Here is a 19,736-nt window from a genome sequence, read left to right as displayed (position 1 = left end):
ATGCCCTTGATTATCTTATTTACCCATGCTTTTGACTGGATTTCTTACGCTGACTTCTAGCACCTTTGCGAGCTTCAGCTCTTTTATCAGCGGTTTGTAAAGTCTGCTGCTCCCCTATTTCCTGGCTCAAGAATTGCGCTAAGGAAATTAGCGTAGAATATTGGAAGATTTCAACGACTGAAATATCTTTGTTAAAGGTCTTTTGTAGTTTATTGTGGATCTGAACGATATGTATGGAGTTTGCACCTAAATCAAAGAAATGATCATGGATACCAACGCGTTCTACCTGTAGCACTTCCTGCACGATTTCCATGAGAATCCGCTCAATTTTAGTGCTTGGCGCTACATAGTCCACCTTCTTCTCTAGGTCGAATTCTCCTGGCTTAGGGAGAGATTTGCGGTCAACTTTGCCGTTAGATGTTAGCGGAAGAGATTCTAGAAAAACTACATTTGAAGGTACCATATAATTGGGTAGTTTTTCCCGAAGAAAGTTCTGTAAATCGGCTGATAATGAATCATTGCTGTTGAGGTTTTGGGGAGAAGGAGAATCTGCGAAACGCGACGACTGCCCATTAAGTGATTGTTTTTGAGTGGGTTGCGGATCAATGACACCGCCTACTAGAGAATGAAGCAAAACATGGCTTTCTTCTAATCCAAAGAGATGGCGAATGCGTTCAAAATTCAGTCCTCCTATTGGGCAAAGACCAATTTCATAAGCAGGTGCTGCACTCATCAGTAGTTGAGCCATGTAACCAGCTTCAAGCAAGCAAAATTCTTTGGATAGTTCTCCGTACATAGGAGCGATCGCATTGAGTTGTCCGATTAGAAAAATTGAAAATGCTGACCCCTCGAAAGCACCGCGATTCGCCTGAGTGTGGACATCTCCATCAATGAGATTACTCTCCGAAAGTAGAAAAAGGGAATGCTGTTTCGGGTGATAATAGTATACTCCTGCTGACAGTCCTTCGACTCGGTTAGGCTTGATGTAGAGATAAGTCTGTACTGGATACAAACTTCCGGCAGAGGCATACTGATACTTCGGTAAAGCATCAATCTCTATATTATAAAGGCAGCTTAAGAACTTGCTAAACTCCTGAATGGAAATTGGGCTATCCAGAAAATCTCGATGACTACGACGTTGAGTATACTTGGATTTGAGAGCTTCATTAAGTTCAGGTTTTGAGAGATGGACGTAAGATTTATTGAGATCCCGTCTTAGTCCTGCTTGCTTAAGTTTAAATTCTAAACGCTCAACGGGATTGAGGAGAATATCTTTGATCTGACCTGGATCAAACTCTCCTGGCAGTTTCTGCTTTAGTAAATTCTGCATATCATTGGCTTGTGATTGCTGTTGTTTGGGAACAACATACGCAAGCAAACGCTCGTTACCAGGAGTACCTACCATTGCAACGACAGCGGTCTGTACAGCAGGATGCTGTTGCAAAGCCATTTCAATCTCACCGAGTTCAACCCGAAGACCACGTAGTTTGACCTGGAAGTCTTTCCTTCCCAGAAACTGAATACTACCATCTGGGAGGCGACAACCGAGATCTCCGCTTTTGTACAAACGTTCTCCCGTATGGGGATGGTGAATAAATTTTTCCTCCGTCTTTTTTTGATCTCGCCAGTAACCTCGCGCCAACCCTGCACCGCCAATATAAAGTTCTCCAGGCACCCAAGTCGGGCAGACATTTAATTTTTCATCCAAAATATGATAACAAGCATTAGTCAGGGGCCGACCGTAAGGAATACTTTTCCAAGTGGGCTCAATGGTTCCTATCGGGTAGCAAATATCCCAGATTGTTGTTTCCGTGGGACCTCCCGCACCAATCACCTGAACATTATGGATTAGGGATCTCAGCCTGTCTGGCAATGTTAGCGGAATCCAATCCCCAGATAAAATAGCTAAGCGTAGAGAATGGGGTAAAACGTCGTCAGGATTAGCAATATGTTCCAAATGCTCTACCAACATTTGCATAAATGCTGGGACTGAATTCCAAAGCGTCACTTTTTCCTGCCGCATTAATTTTACCCAGTGGGACGGATCGCGAACTGACGCAGCATCAGGTAAAATCAAAGTCCCACCAGTCGTGAGAACACCAAATATATCGTAGACAGATAGGTCGTGATGCAGAGATGTTAAAGCAAAAACTCGGTCTTGAGCGCTGATATCAAAGCGTTGCTTTATATCAGTTATTCTGTTAACAACACTGCGATGCTCAATCATAACTCCCTTAGGGAGACCTGTAGAGCCAGATGTATAGATAACGTAGGCTAAATCCTCTGGGTTTTGTATGGGTTCAAGCAGTTGATCGTTAAAATCCTCCCAGTTTTCCATCTCTATGCAGAGCGGTCGAATGCGATCTGGCCAATTCATCTTATTGTTTAACCAAGATTGAGTCAGTACAAACTCAACTTCCCCATTTTCTAGTAGAAACCACAGGCGCTCTTGCGGAATGTTAGGATCAATTGGAAGATAAGCAGCACCAGATTTGAGGATACCAAGGACTGCTACAATTTGCTCCCATCCCTTCTCCATGACTACAGCTACTAAGGTATTGGGACGAGCACCCCAATGACGTAATTGCCAACCCAATTGCTGGGAACGGCGATCCAGTTCCTTGTAAGTAAGAGTTAAAGTGGTTGTTACCACTGCCGCATGGCTGGGTTGTTGATTCACCTGTTGGGTAAACAAAGTGTGCAGCAGTTCGTGAGGTATATCGGCCTTAACACTATTGAGGACTGCTATCTGTTCGAGTTGCGTGGGAGGATTTAAGCAAATACTGACTTCTGACCAACTGTTAGAATCGTTTGCTAAATGCTGAAGCAACCGACAGTAGGCGTCGAACATATCTTGAAGTAAACCTTCAGGAAAAATAGCTTCAACAGCATCCCAATTAAATAAGAGTACTCCATCTTCTTCAAACACTTGATGATCTAACCAAACTTGAGGCGTTTGGCTAATGCTATAGACTTTTTCTCCTAACTGAGATAGTGCATTCAGACCTTGAGTGCTGCCAATTGAGTCGAGAGCACTAGTGAACACAATCGGCATAATGGCTTCACCAGTTTGACCCCAAAACTGAGTAAGCTCTCGTAACACTTGAACCCCACTAACATAACGGTGCTCAAGATCGCTCCAAAGCTGTTTCTGAATTCGCTGAGCAAAGATAGCAAATGTATCTGTTGTTGAGTTGTCTATTTCTAGCAGAATAATTGAAGTAAAGTCACCCAAGATACTATTTACTTGCGGGTGAATGGGAAGGCGATTAAACAGTGTTACGTTCAGGGTAAAGCGGGGACTCTTGCTCCATCTTGTTAAGACTTCGGCGTAAGCAGCTAGTAATATTCCAGAGGGGGTCAGCCCTGCTTGGCTAGCTCTGGTTTTAAGCCGATGCCAGGTTTCTTTGTCTAATTGAGCACTTAAGCGACGAAATTGAGAATAGTCTAGACCTTCAGAAAGTTGAACAAAGGGTAAATCGGGGGTTGAAGGAAGGTTTACTAGGCGTGATCGCCAATACTCTAGTGACTGCTGGTACACAGGTGAATCGCGTAGAGCTTCTAAAGCCTGAACATAGTCTCGGTAGGATAGTTCTAGTGGAGGTAGTTGTACATTTATATCCTGATAGAACTGTATCCATTCCCGGATGAGGATCATAAAACTTCCAATATCGATGTTTAAAGCATCGACACTTATATGGAGTCGGATGAGGCGATCATCCAAGCGAGAAGCACAAAGCTCAAATAAAGGCCATTGGTCAGCAGGTAATAACTGATGGGATAGGCGATCGCGAGTAGCTAACAAGTGAGCATCGACTGTAGCACTATCTTGCTTCCGCAGATCGAAAACTTTTATTTCATAGGGAGGAACTTGCGCCAGAATTTGTTGTTGTCCATCAGGTAGCACAATGGCTCGTAACATATCATGACGGTTAACTAAGCGCTGCCAAGCAATATTCAGTAAGCTCAAATCCAGGTGGCTACTTTCAATTTCCACATAAGCATGGATGGCTACATTTCCTCCCTTAAAAGCTCCCATGCGACCAATCCAGTAAGCCTGCTGAATCTCTGTCAGTGGAAACGACTGGTGGCGTTGTTCGGGACGTGGTATTATTGTAGCCAATTTATCTGTAGGCTTTCTTAATTCTGCCTGCTCTGTTGCAACTTTTTTATGTAGCAGTTTTGCCAATAGAACACGCTTTTCTTCTGACGGCAGATCGTCGGTATTTTTTTGGGAAATACTCATTGCTTTTCTTCTTCTGATGTTAATTGCATAAGAAGCTCGTTCACTTCTGAATCTGACAGTTGATCGATTTCTGCAAGGATCTTTCCTGCCTGAATTTGCCCATTTATTTTAAGGTGCGTTGCCAATAACTGATCGAGTATCTGTACACTAAGCTGTGCAATACTGTTCCCTTCAATGAAATTTACCAGAGGAACTGCAACTCCTAAAGTGGTCTCAAGGCTGTTTTTCAATTCCACCGCCATGAGAGAATCTAAGCCACATTGATTGAGAGGTAAATGAACATCAAGTTTAGAGGGCAAAACTCTCAAGACTTTAGCAACTTGCTTGTGTACAAAATCTTCTAGCAGAGACAGCTGTTCCTGTGGTGCGGCTGCCAGAATAGCTTCCTGTATCAGGGCTTCCGATTCTGTTGTTTTTAATTGATCCAGCGTTTTGCTGAAAAGTTCAGCAACTAATGGTGACTGATTCAAATTTGGATACGCTTTCTGCCACTGTGACCAATCAATAGGTAATACACCAACTTGAGGTATCTGTTGTTGAAGAAGATATTGAAGTACTTCCAACCCCTGCTGATTTGTCATGCTGCCTAGTGCTCGTGGGTCAAAGTGTCCAGCTTGGCTTGTGCGAGTTGCCATACCAACTTCAGCCCAAGCTCCCCAATTAATGCTGAGTGCAGGTAGACCCTGAGCAGATCGATAGTGGGAAAAAGCATCAAGAAAGGCATTAGCAGCAGTATAATTGGTTTGACCTAGGGAACCCAATAAGGAAGCAGCTGAAGAGAACATTACAAAAAAGTCAAGGTCTGCATCTGCTAGTAGATTATGCAAAAGCCAAGCTCCTAAAACCTTAGGACGCAAAACTTCTGTAAATGCAGCAGTGTCAAGCTTGAGTAAGGTACTGTCATGCAACTGTGCAGCTGTATGAAATATACCACGAATTGGCGGCAAACCATCTTGCTGAATCTGTTTGAAAAAGGAGGATAACTCTGCTTCGTTAGCAATGTCCACCGCAGCATAAAGCACGTTTGCCCCCATTAACTCTAACTCTTGAATCGCTTTGATTCGATTTGCTATATGGTTACTTGTTTCAACTTGATTCCAATGAGAGGTTGGGGGAAGTTTTGTACGTCCTAATAACAGTATGTTTTTGGCTCCTTGCTGCACCATCCAACGAGCAACTTGAAGCCCCAAATCACCAAGTCCTCCAGTAATGAGATAGCTCGCATCAGTACGCCATTGAAGCGAGTGTACAGGTTGCTCAAAGCTTTGTTGACGACTTAAGCGGGGTACATAACATTGCCCTTGTCGAAAAGCAAGTTGCTTTTCTTCGTCTGGTTGCCAAATGGTTTGAAATAAGCTAGAGCTTTCTTCCACAGGTGCTTCAGGATCTAAATCGACTAAACCACCAAACCATTCAGGATGCTCTAGGGCAACGACTTTACCCATTCCCCACAGAAGTGATTGCGCTACATTCATGTCGGTGAGTTTTGCCGTCACTGGTTGAGCACCACGGGTAGTTAGCCATATTTTAGGTGCATACTTCCATTCAATAGTACTTAAGGCTTGTAAAAACAAAAGTACACTTTGACATCCTAACGTTTGAGATGCTGTTAATGAAGCGACAGAGGTTTTTGTTGCGGTTTCGGCGATTAAACTCCAGAGATAAACTACTCCGTAGGGTTGTTGGCGATCGCCACAAACATCATTGAGCAGTTGCTGATAATCTTCAAAACGCTCTGGATTCATCCAAGCTTGTTGGTTTTCTGAAGAAATGCCATAGCTTTCGCTAGGAGAAACAATTGTGCAGGTTTGACCTCGATCTTGCAATAAAATAGCTAATTCTTGAGCAAGAGCGCTGTTCTTCTCTGCAAAAATTAACCATTTGCCTGGGCGATCGCTTGCAAGTGACTTTATAGACTTTTCTGGAGTCGTTTTTGGTTTGGGTTTCCACTGTAATTGATACAGCCAATCCTTGAAATGGCTTGGAACAGCATTTTGTACAAGGCCCTCAAATCGCTGTAACCGCAAACCCAAAATTTCTACAATGACCTCTCCAAATTCATTAAATAAGTAAACATCTCCCTCAAAAGCATCTGGATTTGCTTCTACATTTGGACGAAGGCAAGCATAGCTCCACACTCGAATACTAACAGGACGATAAATGCACACTTTTTCCAAATAGCTTGGTAAATATGTAACACCACTCACTAATGGGGAACTATTTGAGGGGAGAGCAAGTGCTAAAACCTGAATACAAGCATCAAGGAGAGCAGGGTGGATTTGATAAAAATTTGCTTCTTCCTCTAGCAGTGGAGGAAGCTGGATTTTACCCAATGCTTCGCCTTCACCACAATAAAGTTGTTGGGTTCCTTGAAAGCTAGGACCATGCTCCATACCCCGACTACGTAAACTTTCATAAAACTTAGCAGAAGATATTGGTTGAGAGCAGCGGTCTTGGATATCTGCAAGGGACGCTAACGACACAAACAAAGAGTTACCAGTCGTAAAGCTGTCGGCGATCTCTCCCTTAACGTGTAATGTCCACTGGTTGAACTGGCGATCAAAATCACAATGTTGACTCAAAATCTCAAAAGTCGTTTGTCTAGAAGAGCTTTGAGGAGAAATAACTAACTTAATAGTACGCGTTTCTGTTTCTGATAGAACCAGCGCTTCTTTAACCTCAATTTTTGTAACAACAGGATTGACTGTGTAAAAGATTTCTGATGCTGCTGCCAAGGCCATTTCTATATAACCAGTCAGCGGGAAAATGATCTTTCCGCGAACTCGATGATCTTGCAAATAAGGGTGATGGGATGTACTGATTTGAGCTTCAAATTTAATTTCGGGGATAACTATGGATGTTGTCATTTTTCACCTTCTGTTGAAACAAAAGTGGATATATGCCGTCCTAGTAAAGGATGAATACGGGGATTGGACTTCTTATTGAAAGAGCTTTTAATGGTAGAGGGGTAGAATTGGGATGAAGGTGATTCTTCAAACCAGTAGTGCTCTCTTTCAAAAGGGTAAGTCGGTAATGGAAGACGGTAACGAGGATAACCACGATCAAATTCAACCCAATCTATGTCCTGACCTTCACAGTACAGAGTACTCAAACTCTTTAGTAGAACTTGCCAGTCATTTTGACCTTGTGCAAGAGAAGGCAACCAAATTTCATCGTCTTGTGATAAGCACTGCCTACCTAATTTTGAGAGAGTGGGGTTTGCTCCTACTTCGACAAATAGTTTATAGTTGTTTGCAGCTAGTGATTGAATTCCAGCCAGAAACTGGACGGGCTTGCAAATATGCTCGCACCAGTACTCAGCATCTAGAATCTTTCCAGGTTCTAAAATCTGACCTGTGAGGTTGGAAACTAAAGAAATTTGTGGGGCGCTGAAGTTGACTTTTTGTGCAATTTGTCGGAACTCATTGAGTATGGTCTCCGTGAGCGGAGAATGGAAAGCGTGAGAAACTTCCAAAGGTTGGACAGCAATTTGCTGCCCTCGCAAATCATCAATAACTGCTTGCATTGCAGCAAATTCTCCGGAAATCACAGTTTGCTGAGGACTGTTAATTGCAGCGATAGAGACCAAACCTTTGTATGAAGCAAGTGCTTTCATCACCTTGGCTTTATCAGTTTGCGTAGCTGCCATCATTCCATTTCGGGGCAAAGATTGCATTAATCGTCCCCGTTGTGCAATTAACTTTAAGCCATCTTCTAAACTGAATACTCCCGCTATGCAAGCCGCTACATACTCCCCAACGCTATGACCCATCACTGCCTCAGGAACAACTCCCCATGAGCGCCAAAGTTCGCTTAAGGCATACTCCAAGGCAAATAACGCTGGTTGTGCATACTGTGTTTCGTGTAACAATGGTGTCGTTTTAGATGCAGAATAGAGCACTGAGAGTAACGACTGCTGAAGATAAGGGCTGAGGATTTCGTTACATTGATCAAGAACTTTCCGAAATGTCAATTGAGTGTTATAAAGATGACAACCCATTTCAAAGTACTGAGAACCTTGACCCGTGAACAAAAATGCAATTTTTGCCCGATTCTCTGTCTGCTTACGAAACCGCACTGTTCCAGAAAATTTTTCTTCTGTAACAAATGCTGCTAATTCAGCTTGCGTATGACTTAATGAATCAGATACGATAGACAGGCGGCAGGAAAAATGATTACGTCCGGTATTGGCAGTAAAGCAGACATCCTCGAACTGTTGAGAAGGGTGAGTAACGAAGTGTTTTTCAAATCGGCTTGCTAATTGTTTAAGAGCCTGTGGGCTTTTAGCAGACAACGTTAGGATATGAAGGGGGCGCTGTACTTCCGCAGGCAGACGCTCTTGGATTGGGGCTTCCTCAAAAATCACATGAGCATTCGTGCCGCTAAATCCGAATGAACTTAACCCAGCATAGCGTTGTCTGCCCCGATCTGGCCACGGCATCAACTTGGTTGAAACCTCTAAGGGGAGATTTGCCCACGCAACTTGAGGAGTGAGTTCTTTAAGGTGTAAATGAGGAGGTAGTTCTTTGTGCTGTAAGGACAAAACGACTTTCATCAAACCTGCCATCCCAGCGGAAGCTTCCAAATGACCAATATTGGTTTTGACTGAGCCAATAAGCAAGGGACAATCGCGGGAAGGGTCTTTGAATACTTCCCCCAAAGCCTGCACTTCGATAGGGTCTCCCAAAGCAGTGCCTGTGCCATGAGCTTCTACGTAATCAATCAGATCCGGGGTCATATCGGCATTTGCTAATGCTTGACGGATAACAGCCTGTTGAGAAGGTCCATTAGGAACAGTGAGACCGCTACTTGCTCCGTCTTGATTAATAGCTGTCTCTCGGATCATTGCTACTATGTTGTCCTTGTCCCGGATTGCATCCGAAAGGCGTTTCAGCACGACTACGCCACAACCCTCTCCTCTAGTAAAGCCATTGGCAGCAGCATCAAAAGTTTTACAACGACCATCACTGGCTAACATCCGAGATTTAGCAAAAGCAATACTAGCATAAGGCGACAAAATTAAGTTAACACTGCCTGCTAAAACCAAATTTGATTCACCAGTTCGCAAGCTTTGGCAGGCTAAATGAAGAGCCACTAGAGATGAGGAACAGGCTGTGTCAACTGATAAGCTTGGCCCTTTCAACCCAAAGCTATAGGATAGACGACCAGAAGCAACGCTAAGAGCATTTCCTGTAGCCCGGTAAGCGTCAATGCTTTCAAAATAGTCTCTCCGCATTTGCAGATAAGTGTAGTCATTAGCGCAAATTCCGACAAACACTCCTGTTTGACTGCCGAATACCTGCTTGGGTGCCACACCTGCATTTTCTAAAGCTTCCCAGCTGACTTCTAACAGGAATCGTTGCTGAGGATCAATGCCAACTGCTTCGCGGGGAGAAATGTTAAAGAATGAAGCATCGAAAGTATCTACCTCGTCTAAAAAAGCACCCCACCGCATATAAGTTTTACCAGGGGTCTCTGGTTTTGGATCGTAGAAAGCTTCAACATCCCATCGGTTTGCTGGCACAGGGCCAATTGCGTCTACTCCATTGCGGAGCAATTGCCAAAACTCTTCTGGATTATTAGCTCCACCTGGAAATCGACAACTCATCCCGATGATAGCGATTGGCTCTTTACGGGAGTCCTCAATGGTCTTAAGTTTAGCACGTAGAGCTTTGATCTCAAGCAGAGCATTTTTCAGCACAGATTGGCGATCGGGAATTTCGGGGAGTGTATTCATCTCAATTGACTTCAGTAGGATGAGTTAATTCTTCAGCAAGTAATGTCACTAATTCATCTTCGGAAAGCTGTTCAATATCTGCAAATTCTATGTTTTGCTGGTCGGTATTAACGTTCTCTGATTCAAGGAGACGGACTTTAGAGAATTCCCAAGCAAATACGTTCTCAATGAGATAACAAGTTAACGCTTCAGTGTTGGGATAGTCAAAGGCCAAAGTTGAAGGTAAACGTTGACCTACGCTCAATTCAAGACGACTCTTAAACTCAATTGCTGTTAGGGAATCCATCCCCATTTCAAACCAACCTTTATGGACACTAATTTCATTAGGTGCATCTAAGTTAAGTACTTTTGCCACCTCATTGCAAATGAAGTTAGTTAGAATTTTTTGACGATGCCCTGGCAAAGCTGTTTCTAATTGACGGACAAGTTCAGACTTCTGGGCACGTACAGGCTGTAAATGCAGACCAATGACTGATACTGCAATCTCCTGATTTTCATTAAATATATGTAAATTTGCGGTTACTATTTCTTGATCTAAGGTTTCAACGGATCGCAGAATCACATAGCTCCAAATCTTTGTTCCTGGTTTATGATAAAATTGTAAAGTATCAATATTTACAGGAGCATAGCCATTTTCAGGAGTGTTATGGGTTTTTTGAGTTGGCAGGCTCGTTCCAACAATTTGAATGCAAGCATCAAGCAGCGCTGGGTGTATGTAGTAGTTGTCTACTGTTGCTGCTAATTCTGATGGTAGCCGCAGTTGTGCTAAAACCTCCTCATCCCGCCGCCATAAAGCTTCTATTCCTTGGTAAGTCTCTTCGTACTGCAAAGCGCGCTTGAAATAGGTTTGGTAGAACTCAATGTCAGATACCTTGTTTGGGCAACGTGCCTGAATTTCTTCAATGGAGATTGTCAGTGGCTGTTCCTCTGTGCTTACTTGAAATGAGTTACAGAACTCTCCTGTAAAATGTAAAGTCCAAGATGCTTCTCTTTCCTCGGCTGTAGTTAGTAAACTGTAGATTTGAAACTCACATTTTTCTGTGCCAGTGGGGCTGAGGATTGATTGGACGACTTTGGTTTCTTCTTCTGGTAAACTAAGATCTTCTTTGAAAGCAATATTTTTTAGAGTTTTTGCCCCTGAGCCAAAGACTTCCATAAGCGCAGCCAAATTTATCTCTAATTGGGCTGTTGCTGGTAACACCACTTTACCAGAAGCTGGGAAATCTTTGAGTAAGAGAAGTGAATTATTTGTTAAATGAGACTCAAATTGGACGTTTGAAAGTGCTGAACGCAGTTTGTAACCCAGTAAAGGATGAATTGCTGTCTCTAAATCTGTTGCTGGCGAAATTAGGTTTTTTCTAAAAGCTTTTTGAGCAGAGCCTGCATTCATTTGTACCATGAATGCAGCAGGAAATGATAGTGTTGCAGAGATGGGTGCTTGCGCGATCAAAATATGTTGCCCCAAAACTTCAGCCTCAAAACCAGATTCAGGGAACGATTCTACCTTGACAAATCCTTGAGATTGAAGCAGTTGTTGCCATTGTTCTACTGAGATAAATGGCTGGTTTTGGCGTAATTGTTTATCCTCAATTGGCTGTACGAGAGCCCCAAAAGCCACATCGAACCACAACAGGGGTTGAGTCACTTCCCAAACTAGCAACAGCCCACCAGGAGCCAGGAGAGATTGAAGATTTTGTAGTGTTTGTTCAAGGTTGCGCGTGGCGTGAAGGACATTTGCTGCTACAACTAAGTCATAACTGTGGCTTTTGTAACCTTGGTCTTGGGGTGACTGTTCGATATCTAGTAAACTGCACTGAAGAAATGGATATTTGCGAAACTTCTTGGTGGCTTTATTCAAAAACAGCGTACTAATATCAGTGAAGGTGTATGTAGTTCGATGCTCTGGCAAAACTGGTAATAACCATGAGGTTGTTCCACCTGTTCCGGCTCCAATCTCTATGATCCTAAGGTTGGTATCAGGCGCTAAAGTCTTGACAACTGTTTGTAGAACTTCTTTCGCGATCGCATTGTAGTAGCTAGAAAATTGAGTGTCTCGGTAAAGCTTTTCCATCGTGTCCAAAGAACCGCCAGGAAAAAGCAAAGCTCTAATCTCTTCTTTACCAGTTAAGATTTCTGCTAAATGCTCGCCACAACGCTGGATGAGTTCAACCAGTTCAGGTGTACCCTCCCACTGCTTTTTAACCTCTTTAAGCAAACTTTCGATACTGTCATTATCAAATGAAATGGGTAAAAGGTCGGTAAAATAATCTCCTTTTTTTTGCAACTCCCCATTTTCTACCATTATCTCTAACCATCGGGAAACCAACTGTTGATAGCAGGGTCGGATGGAAAATTGGTGCATTAAATCATCAAGGGTATAAGCCTCGATTTGATGAAAAGCTCCTAAATTCTTTAGTGCTAAATTAATATAAGTGATGCACAATTTGTGCATAGACTGGTTCTGTTCAAAGCGAGTCGGAAGGCTATATTCTGAAACTCCTTTGTGGCTTTGATGGCGACCTGCTTCTACTAGAGAATCCCAAAGGTGTAACGGAGGCTGTAGCTGAGGAGATTTTTCTAAAGTTTCTTCAACCCAGTACCGTTTGCGCTGGAAGGGATAGTTTGGTAGGGATGAAAGCCGAGAACGGTGGTAATCACGGTCAAATTCTAGCCAGTTAATGTCAGCTCCTCGAGCATAGAGATTGCCTAGACTGTTTAGAAGCTGTTGCCAATCTTCAATATTTTGGCGTAATGAAGGTAGCCAAGTGCTACTTCCTTCAGGAAGACACTGACTTCCCATTCCTACAAGAATTGGATTGGGACCAATTTCAATAAAGATTTGTATGCCCAAGTCATGTAACGTTTTTATAGCTGGAGCAAACTGAACGGGCGCTCGTGCATGGCGACACCAGTACTCAGGTGTTGCGATCACTTCCGTTGCCAGATGACCAGTCAGATTTGAAATGAGAGGTATTTGTGGTATATTATATTTTATTTGATTTGCTACCTGAGCAAAATCAGCGAGTATAGGCTCAACTGCTGGCGAATGAAAAGCTTGCGATACCTTTAGCAGTATGCTTTTTATGCCTGTAACTTCTAGCTGGTGCAAAATTGCCTCAACATCAGTTCGTGTCCCTGAAATGACAGTATTATGTGGACCATTCACTCCGGCGATCGCCACTGTCTTTGCATAAGTAGCGACTACCCCTGCAACTTTGGTTACATCGGCAAACACTGCTGCCATGATACCGTCTTGTGGCAATGACTGCATCAATCGTCCCCGTTCAGCAATGAGTTTAAGTGCATCTTCAAAACTAAAAATCCCTGCTACACAGGCAGCCACATATTCTCCAACGCTATGACCCATGACCATATCAGGTACAATTCCCCAAGAACGCCAAAGCTCGGCTAAAGCATATTCAAGGGCAAACAATGCTGGTTGTGTATACTCTGTGTTATGCAGTAACTGGGGTGCATCAGGTGTAGGATCAAGAACCGAGAGTAATGAAGATTTTAAGTAAGGATGTAAAATTCGATCACAGTCGTCTAACACCTTGCGGAAGGTTGGATGAGTTTGATAGAGCTGACGACCCATGCAGGCATACTGTGAACCCTGACCAGAGAATAAAAATGCTATCTTCAGACGTTTTTTGCTCTGTATGTCACCATTTACGAGTCCACTAGGTTGTTGACCAGCAGCATAAAGACTGAGTTTCTCGTGCAATTGCAAGGTAGATTCAGCCACAACAGCCAGACGATGCTCAAAGTGCGATCGCCCCGCATTTGCTGTAAAACAAACATCTGCCAGCAATGACTCAGGATGAGACACTAAGAAATCTCCATAACGTCGCGCTAGTTCTCTGAGAGCATCCTCAGTTTTTGCCGAAAGAGTAAGAAGGTGCAGAGGGCGTTCAATGTCATTATCTTGTATAATAGGCAAGGGCGCTTCTTCCAGAATGACATGGCAGTTAGTTCCGCCAATACCAAAAGAGCTGACTCCAGCTAGACGGGGCTCTGTACCAACAGACCAAGGCACACATTCCGTAGGGATGGAAAAGGGTGTCCCTGCCAAAGAAATATACGGGTTGAGCTGTTTCAGATGTAGGTTGGAGGGAATTTGCTTATACTGCAAAGATAATATCACTTTAATTAAGCCAGCTATCCCAGCAGCAGATTCCAAATGACCAATATTAGTTTTAACTGAACCAATCCAACAAGGCTGGTTTAGCGAACGACCTGGCATCAACTCTGCTTGTAGAGATTCAATCTCGATTGGATCTCCTAAGAGAGTGCCAGTGCCATGAGTTTCCACATAGCTGATCTGTGCTGGTTGCACGTTTGCATTTTCTAGAGCTTGGCGAATGACTGCCTGCTGAGAGAGTCCATTCGGGGCTGTAAGCCCATTGCTCATTCCATCTTGGTTAATGGCTGAGCCTCTGATAAGTGCATGAATTCTGTCTCTATCCCGCAGCGCATCTGAAAGACGTTTGAGGACTACTACACCGCATCCTTCCCCCCTAGCATAACCGTCAGCCTTAGCATCAAAGGCTTTACAGTGTCCATCAGCAGCCATCATTTTGGCTTGAGAAAGAGCAACTGTTAGCTCTGGAGTAAGGATTAAGTTAACCCCTCCTGCAAGGCAAAGATTGCATTCTAACCTTTCCAGACTTTGGCAAGCATAGTGCAATGCGACTAAAGATGAGGAGCAAGCAGTGTCTATAGCTACACTAGGTCCACGCAGATTTAGTAGATAGGATAAGCGATTGGGAGCAATGCTAAAAGAACTGCCAATCCCGTCATAGGCATTTGCACGAGATAAATTTTTACGTAAAAGCAGGCCATAGTCATAATTGCCAATCCCAATGAACACTCCTGTTTGAGTTCCTGCTAGCGTACCTGGTAACAGACCAGCATTTTCCAATGCTTCCCATGCTACTTCCATGACTAGTCTATGCTGGGGATCCATTCGCTCCGCCTCTCGAGGGGAAATTCCAAAGAAATTGGCATCGAATTGAGACACTTGTTCTAAAAAGCCACCCCAGCGAGTGTTCATTTTCCCTGGTTTAAGGGGATCTGGATCGTAAAAGGCATCGATATCCCATCGATCTGATGGCACTTCAGTGATAGCATCTACACCATTCCGCAACAAATGCCAGAAGCTTTTTGGATTGTTGGTTTTGGGAAAACGGCAACCAATGCCTACAATTGCTATAGATTCCAATTTAACACTCCCAATTCTTTCTATCTTTGTTTTTATATGCTAAGGTTTAGCCGCTCGTGGAAAAACTTCTGTCGATTGGTTCTTTGGTTTTAAACTTCACATTGTAGTCAATGAGCTTGGTCAACTTTATAAATGTGACTTTGACTCCTGGTAATATTGATGACCGTAAACCAATTCTCGATTTACTGTGTGGTCTTTTCGGAAAAATATGCAGGCGATCGCGGCTATGTTTCCGAAAAACTTGCTTCTCAACTGTTGGAAGAGTTTGGAATCCAATTTTTTGCCAAACCCCGTCGCAACATGAAAAATAAGCTCATGCTTCTCCATGACAAGCTTTTGTCGCGTAAACGTTCAATTATTGAGACAATTAACGATCAACTCAAGAATATTTCTCAGATTGAGCATTCTAGACACCGAAGGACTGTTAATTTCTGCGTTAACGTTCTTTGCGGATTAATTGCTTACTGCCATCAACCTAAGAAGTCCAGCCTTCAGATGGAGTGGCTTTTATCTCAAACAGCTTAACTCAAACTCAGGTTTATTTAGGGCTTGCTGAAAAAATCCTTTGGTGAGGGTAGGGAACAGGGAACTCTTAACAGGGAACAGTTTCGTACCTATTTTTCCCATTTTTGATCCCAGAAAAAATGAGAAATGCAAGGTTTTTAAGCTTGATATCCCTATTTCCTTGCACCTTTTCCTTCAATGACAGCCTCAAAACCTTGGAATATAAGAGTTTTATACCCATTCAGCAAGCCCTATTTAGATAATCTTCGAGCGAAAAAGGAGTAACACCCAGTCTCAACAGTTAACTTTTATCTGTCAATCCTGTTCAGGTGTTTACACCGCAACTATCGATTTCTCGGCTAAATGGGCAGCTAAAGCCTCAATAGTTGGGTAGTTAAACAGTAGAGTAGGTGGCAGTTCTTTTTCCAGCCAATCTTCTAAATCACCAATTAAATTTGTTGCATCTAGAGACCCCAAACCATAACGATCAAAAGGAACCTTAACATCAATCTGATCTGGCTGGCGTTTTAAGAGTTCAGCTAGATAAGAAACTAACCAAGCTTGAACTTCTGCTGTTTTGGGAAGTGCTCCATTGGAATGAGCATTCTTGCTATGACCGTTATTGTTATTATCCTGCTGAGTTGCAACCTTATTATCCTTTCGTGGCAGTTCAGCTACTAGTTTGGTATACCGTTCCATTACTTTCGCACAGCTTATTCCTTGAAGTTGTTTCCAAGCCTGCCATTGAATATATTTTCGTGCGTGCAAAATTGGATCGGGCTCCTCTTCTAAGCAATCACCCATCGTCGCTTGTTGATACAAACTTTCAATTTCTATCTGTTGCTTGCCTTTAGGTAGCTCCACATGACTAAAACGCACTAAGTTTGTCATGGTTTGAAATTCAACTTCTGTTTTGTCTAAGTCATTCCATTCTCTCACACAGTTAATCTCATAATCATCACGCCCAGAGACAAGAATACAGAAATGCCTTTGGATGTTATGAAAATTTTCATCGATGAAATCGCCTTGCAAACGATGTGGATAAATCTTTACCTTCGGATGTATGTAACGTGCGTTAATAGCTAAGCGACGTTGGTTAGATTTATTGGGAGGAGAACAATGCATAACTCGTTCTGTGAAGATAATGACTTGCCCTGCCTTTGCTGGTACTGGCTCTACTTCCCATTCACTTTCATTGAAATCAAAAACTTCTGAGTACGGCTTCCTCCCCTGCCAAACCATTTTATGGACTTTTACTCCTGCAAACATTCCTTCTTCCGCAGGAACCTGCAAACGGTCAAATTTCTTCTTATGAGTGCCGTTGGCAAAATGTACACAACCGTTTGCAAGGGTAGCATCATCTAAAGCTATCCATACTGTTAAGTTCAAAAAATCTTTCTCTTCGGTATAGACTAATGTCTGCTTTTGATCGTCGTATCCAGTCGGATTATAAGAATCGTAGACTTGGTGCCATTTTATTTGACCTTCACCTGGCATTTTACAAAAGACATTTGTGCGCCAAAATAGTAGATCTGGTTCACCCAATTGGTTTAATGCACGAATTAAATTAGGATTTTGGAACATCTCAGCGATTGGTTTATGAAATAGATGAAGGTCTCGAGATGTACTAATGTTCATGACATTATTGTAGAACATGAGCATAGGTTGACCATCTACTTCTTTAAGAGTACTATTAAATTCCAGACATTCTTTCACAGATTGAATTTCTGCTTCAGAAAAGAGATTGAGGGGACCAACCCACCCTTTTTCTTCAAAATGCTTGACTTGCGCTTCGGTAAGTGGATACATATTATTTTGCCTCTTGTTCATTTACTACTGGAATTGTTAACGTTTCTTAGTTGTCAGTTTTACGGTTTGTGGGTTTAAGTCCTTCACCATAAAACTTCTCCTTGTTTACTGATTTCAAGGGAATCAGCTTTGAGTGATCCCAACATTTTGATGAACTGCTTTATTTGAGAATTTTTGATTTTTATTCATGGGATTCACAAGCTCAAGATTTCCATTTAAAAACTTAGCTCGGCACTCACGACGTTGAAGTTTACCACTGGAAGTTTTAGGAACATTTCCAGGTTTAACTAATACAACGGCATAAATAGGTAAATCATATTGTGCCATGACTGCCTGACGTATATTTCCAACGACTTCATCCATATCTAGATTTTGCAAATAACTTCGCTCTATCTCCTGAACAACTACCAATTTTTCTTGATTCTCTATCTCTATTGCAAACGCTACACCACAACCAGGTCGTAATGCCAGATGGCTTTTTTCTACTGTCAGTTCAATATCTTGGGGATAATAATTGCGACCCCAGATAATGACTACATCCTTAAGTCGTCCTGTAACAAACAACTCACCATCTTTCAAGAATCCTAAGTCGCCTGTACGCAAAAATGGTCCTTCACCTGTTTCTGCTAAATAAGCTTGAAAAGTCTGCTTTGTCTCCTGAGGTTTCTCCCAGTAGCCTTGAGCAACGCTAGAACCTGATACCCAAATCTCTCCAACTTCTACAGATGTACATTTGGTTAATGTTTCAGGATGAACAATGACGATCTTAGTATCAATCTCACTACGCCCACACCCAACCAAAATTTGTGCTTTCTGTTCATGTAAATTAACCTTATTTACCTGATTCTGTAACAATGCATCTGTCTGAACGCTATAGAAAATAGGTGTGTCTTGTTGTCGTACAGCAGCTACCTTTAAGGTAGCTTCAGCAAGACCATAACCAGGACAGAAAGCAGTTAAATTAAAACCACAAGATTTGAATGTTTCAGCAAAGCGCTTAAGAACAGAAGCTCTAATTGGTTCTGCACCATTTAAAGCCATGCGCCAGCTGCTCAGGTTTAGATTTGCTCGTTGTTCCGGCGTAATCTTACGCAAGCAAAGCTCATAGGCAAAATTAGGAGCACCACTATGAGTCACTTTGTACTTAGAAATTGCTTCTAGCCAACGCACTGGTTTTTTAAGAAAGGACATGGGTGGCATCATGTAGCAATGACTTTGTTTATACAAAGGTTCAATGACTCCATATATTAGCCCCATATCATGGAAAGTAGGCAGCCAAGTGAGGATGCTGCTGTCTGCTGTATGCTGCCATCCTAAATCGAGGTCCAAACAATTGCGTAGCAAATTGCCGTGGCTTACCATGACTCCCTTCGGTGTCCCTGTTGAACCTGACGTATATTGGAGAAAAGCGAGGGTGTCACTGCTTATCACTGGTTCTTGCCATGAATTGGCCAAGTCAGTGTCAATTTGATCGGTAGCAAACCAGTTTAACTTGTTTAAGTCTGGTTCTAAAAAAGACTCCTTTTTTAGGCTGGTTAAGACCGATGTGGTTGTGAGAGCAAAAGTCGCTTGGGCATCTGCGACAATTGCTTGGAGCCTGGATATTGAGCGATTGGGCTGAGGGGGATAAGCAGGAACAGCTATAACTCCAGCATATAGGCATCCGAAGAAAGCTGCAACAAATTCTAGCCCCGGTCGGTAAAGTAACAAAGCCCGTTCGCCAATAGACCTAAACGATTGAAGATAGGCAGCGATCGCTCTTGCCTGACGATCTAATTGTTGATAAGTTAGTCTCTCTGCTTCTCTTACCCCATCTTGTAAGAATGTGTAAGCAACTTGATTGGCACAATTTAGATTTCTGTGGCGAAGGACAGATACTAACGTGGAAAAACTTTTTTCATTCATTTCAGTTCAGTACCTCCAGTTAACACTTGTATTAAGTGCGTAAAAGTTCATTTTTGAACTTGACCTTATACTAGTTGCTTAAGATCGCCCCGGTGGCAGCGATTGCAACCCGTTATGAATGAAAGAAACACAATTCTTCCCCAGGCGTTGCTGATTTTATGTATGAAAATGATTTTCTGGAGTTTAGACTAAGCCATGCAAAAAGACCCAGCAGGGCTGAGTTAATCAGAGACTTAGCAAAAGTATGAATAATCTTAGGTATTAAACAGCAACCGATGGTTTTTTCCGTGGTCGGGTTACGGTTTTTTTAACAA

At 42.7% G+C, this 19,736-nt stretch carries 7 protein-coding genes and 1 pseudogene; 2 read left to right on the top strand and 6 right to left on the bottom strand.

Translation table 11 applies throughout. The annotated features are described in order from the left end of the window. Nucleotides 1–19 precede the first annotated feature (19 nt). From ACE1AT_RS26175 to ACE1AT_RS26160, 4 genes are read right to left on the bottom strand one after another with little or no spacing between them, the layout of a single operon-like run. Nucleotides 20–4,246 (bottom strand): amino acid adenylation domain-containing protein, encoded by a 4,227-nt coding sequence (locus tag ACE1AT_RS26175; RefSeq protein WP_374873736.1) that lies wholly within the window; start codon nucleotides 4,244–4,246, stop codon nucleotides 20–22. Next, on the bottom strand, nucleotides 4,243–7,113 hold the full coding sequence (locus ACE1AT_RS26170; protein ID WP_374873734.1) for a type I polyketide synthase: 2,871 nt from the start codon (nucleotides 7,111–7,113) through the stop codon (nucleotides 4,243–4,245). The genes ACE1AT_RS26175 and ACE1AT_RS26170 overlap by 4 nt, the downstream gene beginning before the upstream one ends. After that, nucleotides 7,110–9,983: a type I polyketide synthase gene (locus ACE1AT_RS26165; RefSeq protein ID WP_374873732.1), complete on the bottom strand. Its 2,874-nt coding sequence runs from the start codon at nucleotides 9,981–9,983 to the stop codon at nucleotides 7,110–7,112. The genes ACE1AT_RS26170 and ACE1AT_RS26165 overlap by 4 nt, the downstream gene beginning before the upstream one ends. Nucleotide 9,984: 1 nt before the next feature. Beyond that, on the bottom strand, nucleotides 9,985–15,204 hold the full coding sequence (locus ACE1AT_RS26160; protein WP_374873730.1) for a beta-ketoacyl synthase N-terminal-like domain-containing protein: 5,220 nt from the start codon (nucleotides 15,202–15,204) through the stop codon (nucleotides 9,985–9,987). Nucleotides 15,205–15,289: 85 nt separating this feature from the next. Here ACE1AT_RS26160 and ACE1AT_RS26155 point away from each other — a divergent pair. Continuing rightward, nucleotides 15,290–15,358, top strand: a pseudogene (locus ACE1AT_RS26155) (hypothetical protein); the annotation flags it as partial. Nucleotides 15,359–15,363: 5 nt separating this feature from the next. Further along, a complete protein-coding gene (locus ACE1AT_RS26150; RefSeq protein WP_374873728.1) occupies nucleotides 15,364–15,729 on the top strand; it encodes a transposase in 366 nt (121 codons plus the stop codon). Nucleotides 15,730–16,041: 312 nt separating this feature from the next. On the opposite strand, the gene ACE1AT_RS26145 is transcribed toward ACE1AT_RS26150, so the two are convergent. Together ACE1AT_RS26145 and ACE1AT_RS26140 are read right to left on the bottom strand one after the other, a co-directional pair. Then, nucleotides 16,042–17,538 carry an acyl-CoA-binding protein gene (locus ACE1AT_RS26145; protein ID WP_374873726.1) on the bottom strand — a complete coding sequence of 499 codons (1,497 nt, stop codon included), beginning with the start codon at nucleotides 17,536–17,538 and terminating at the stop codon, nucleotides 16,042–16,044. Between the two features lie 102 nt (nucleotides 17,539–17,640). Then, nucleotides 17,641–19,422 carry a fatty acyl-AMP ligase gene (locus tag ACE1AT_RS26140; protein WP_374873724.1) on the bottom strand — a complete coding sequence of 594 codons (1,782 nt, stop codon included), beginning with the start codon at nucleotides 19,420–19,422 and terminating at the stop codon, nucleotides 17,641–17,643. Nucleotides 19,423–19,736 lie beyond the last annotated feature (314 nt).

The organism is Pelatocladus sp. BLCC-F211 (genome assembly GCF_041928655.1).
Lineage (GTDB): Bacteria > Cyanobacteriota > Cyanobacteriia > Cyanobacteriales > Nostocaceae > Pelatocladus.
The sequence above is the reverse complement of the archived record's forward strand: the minus strand, read 5'-3'. Positions and strand labels throughout refer to the sequence as shown.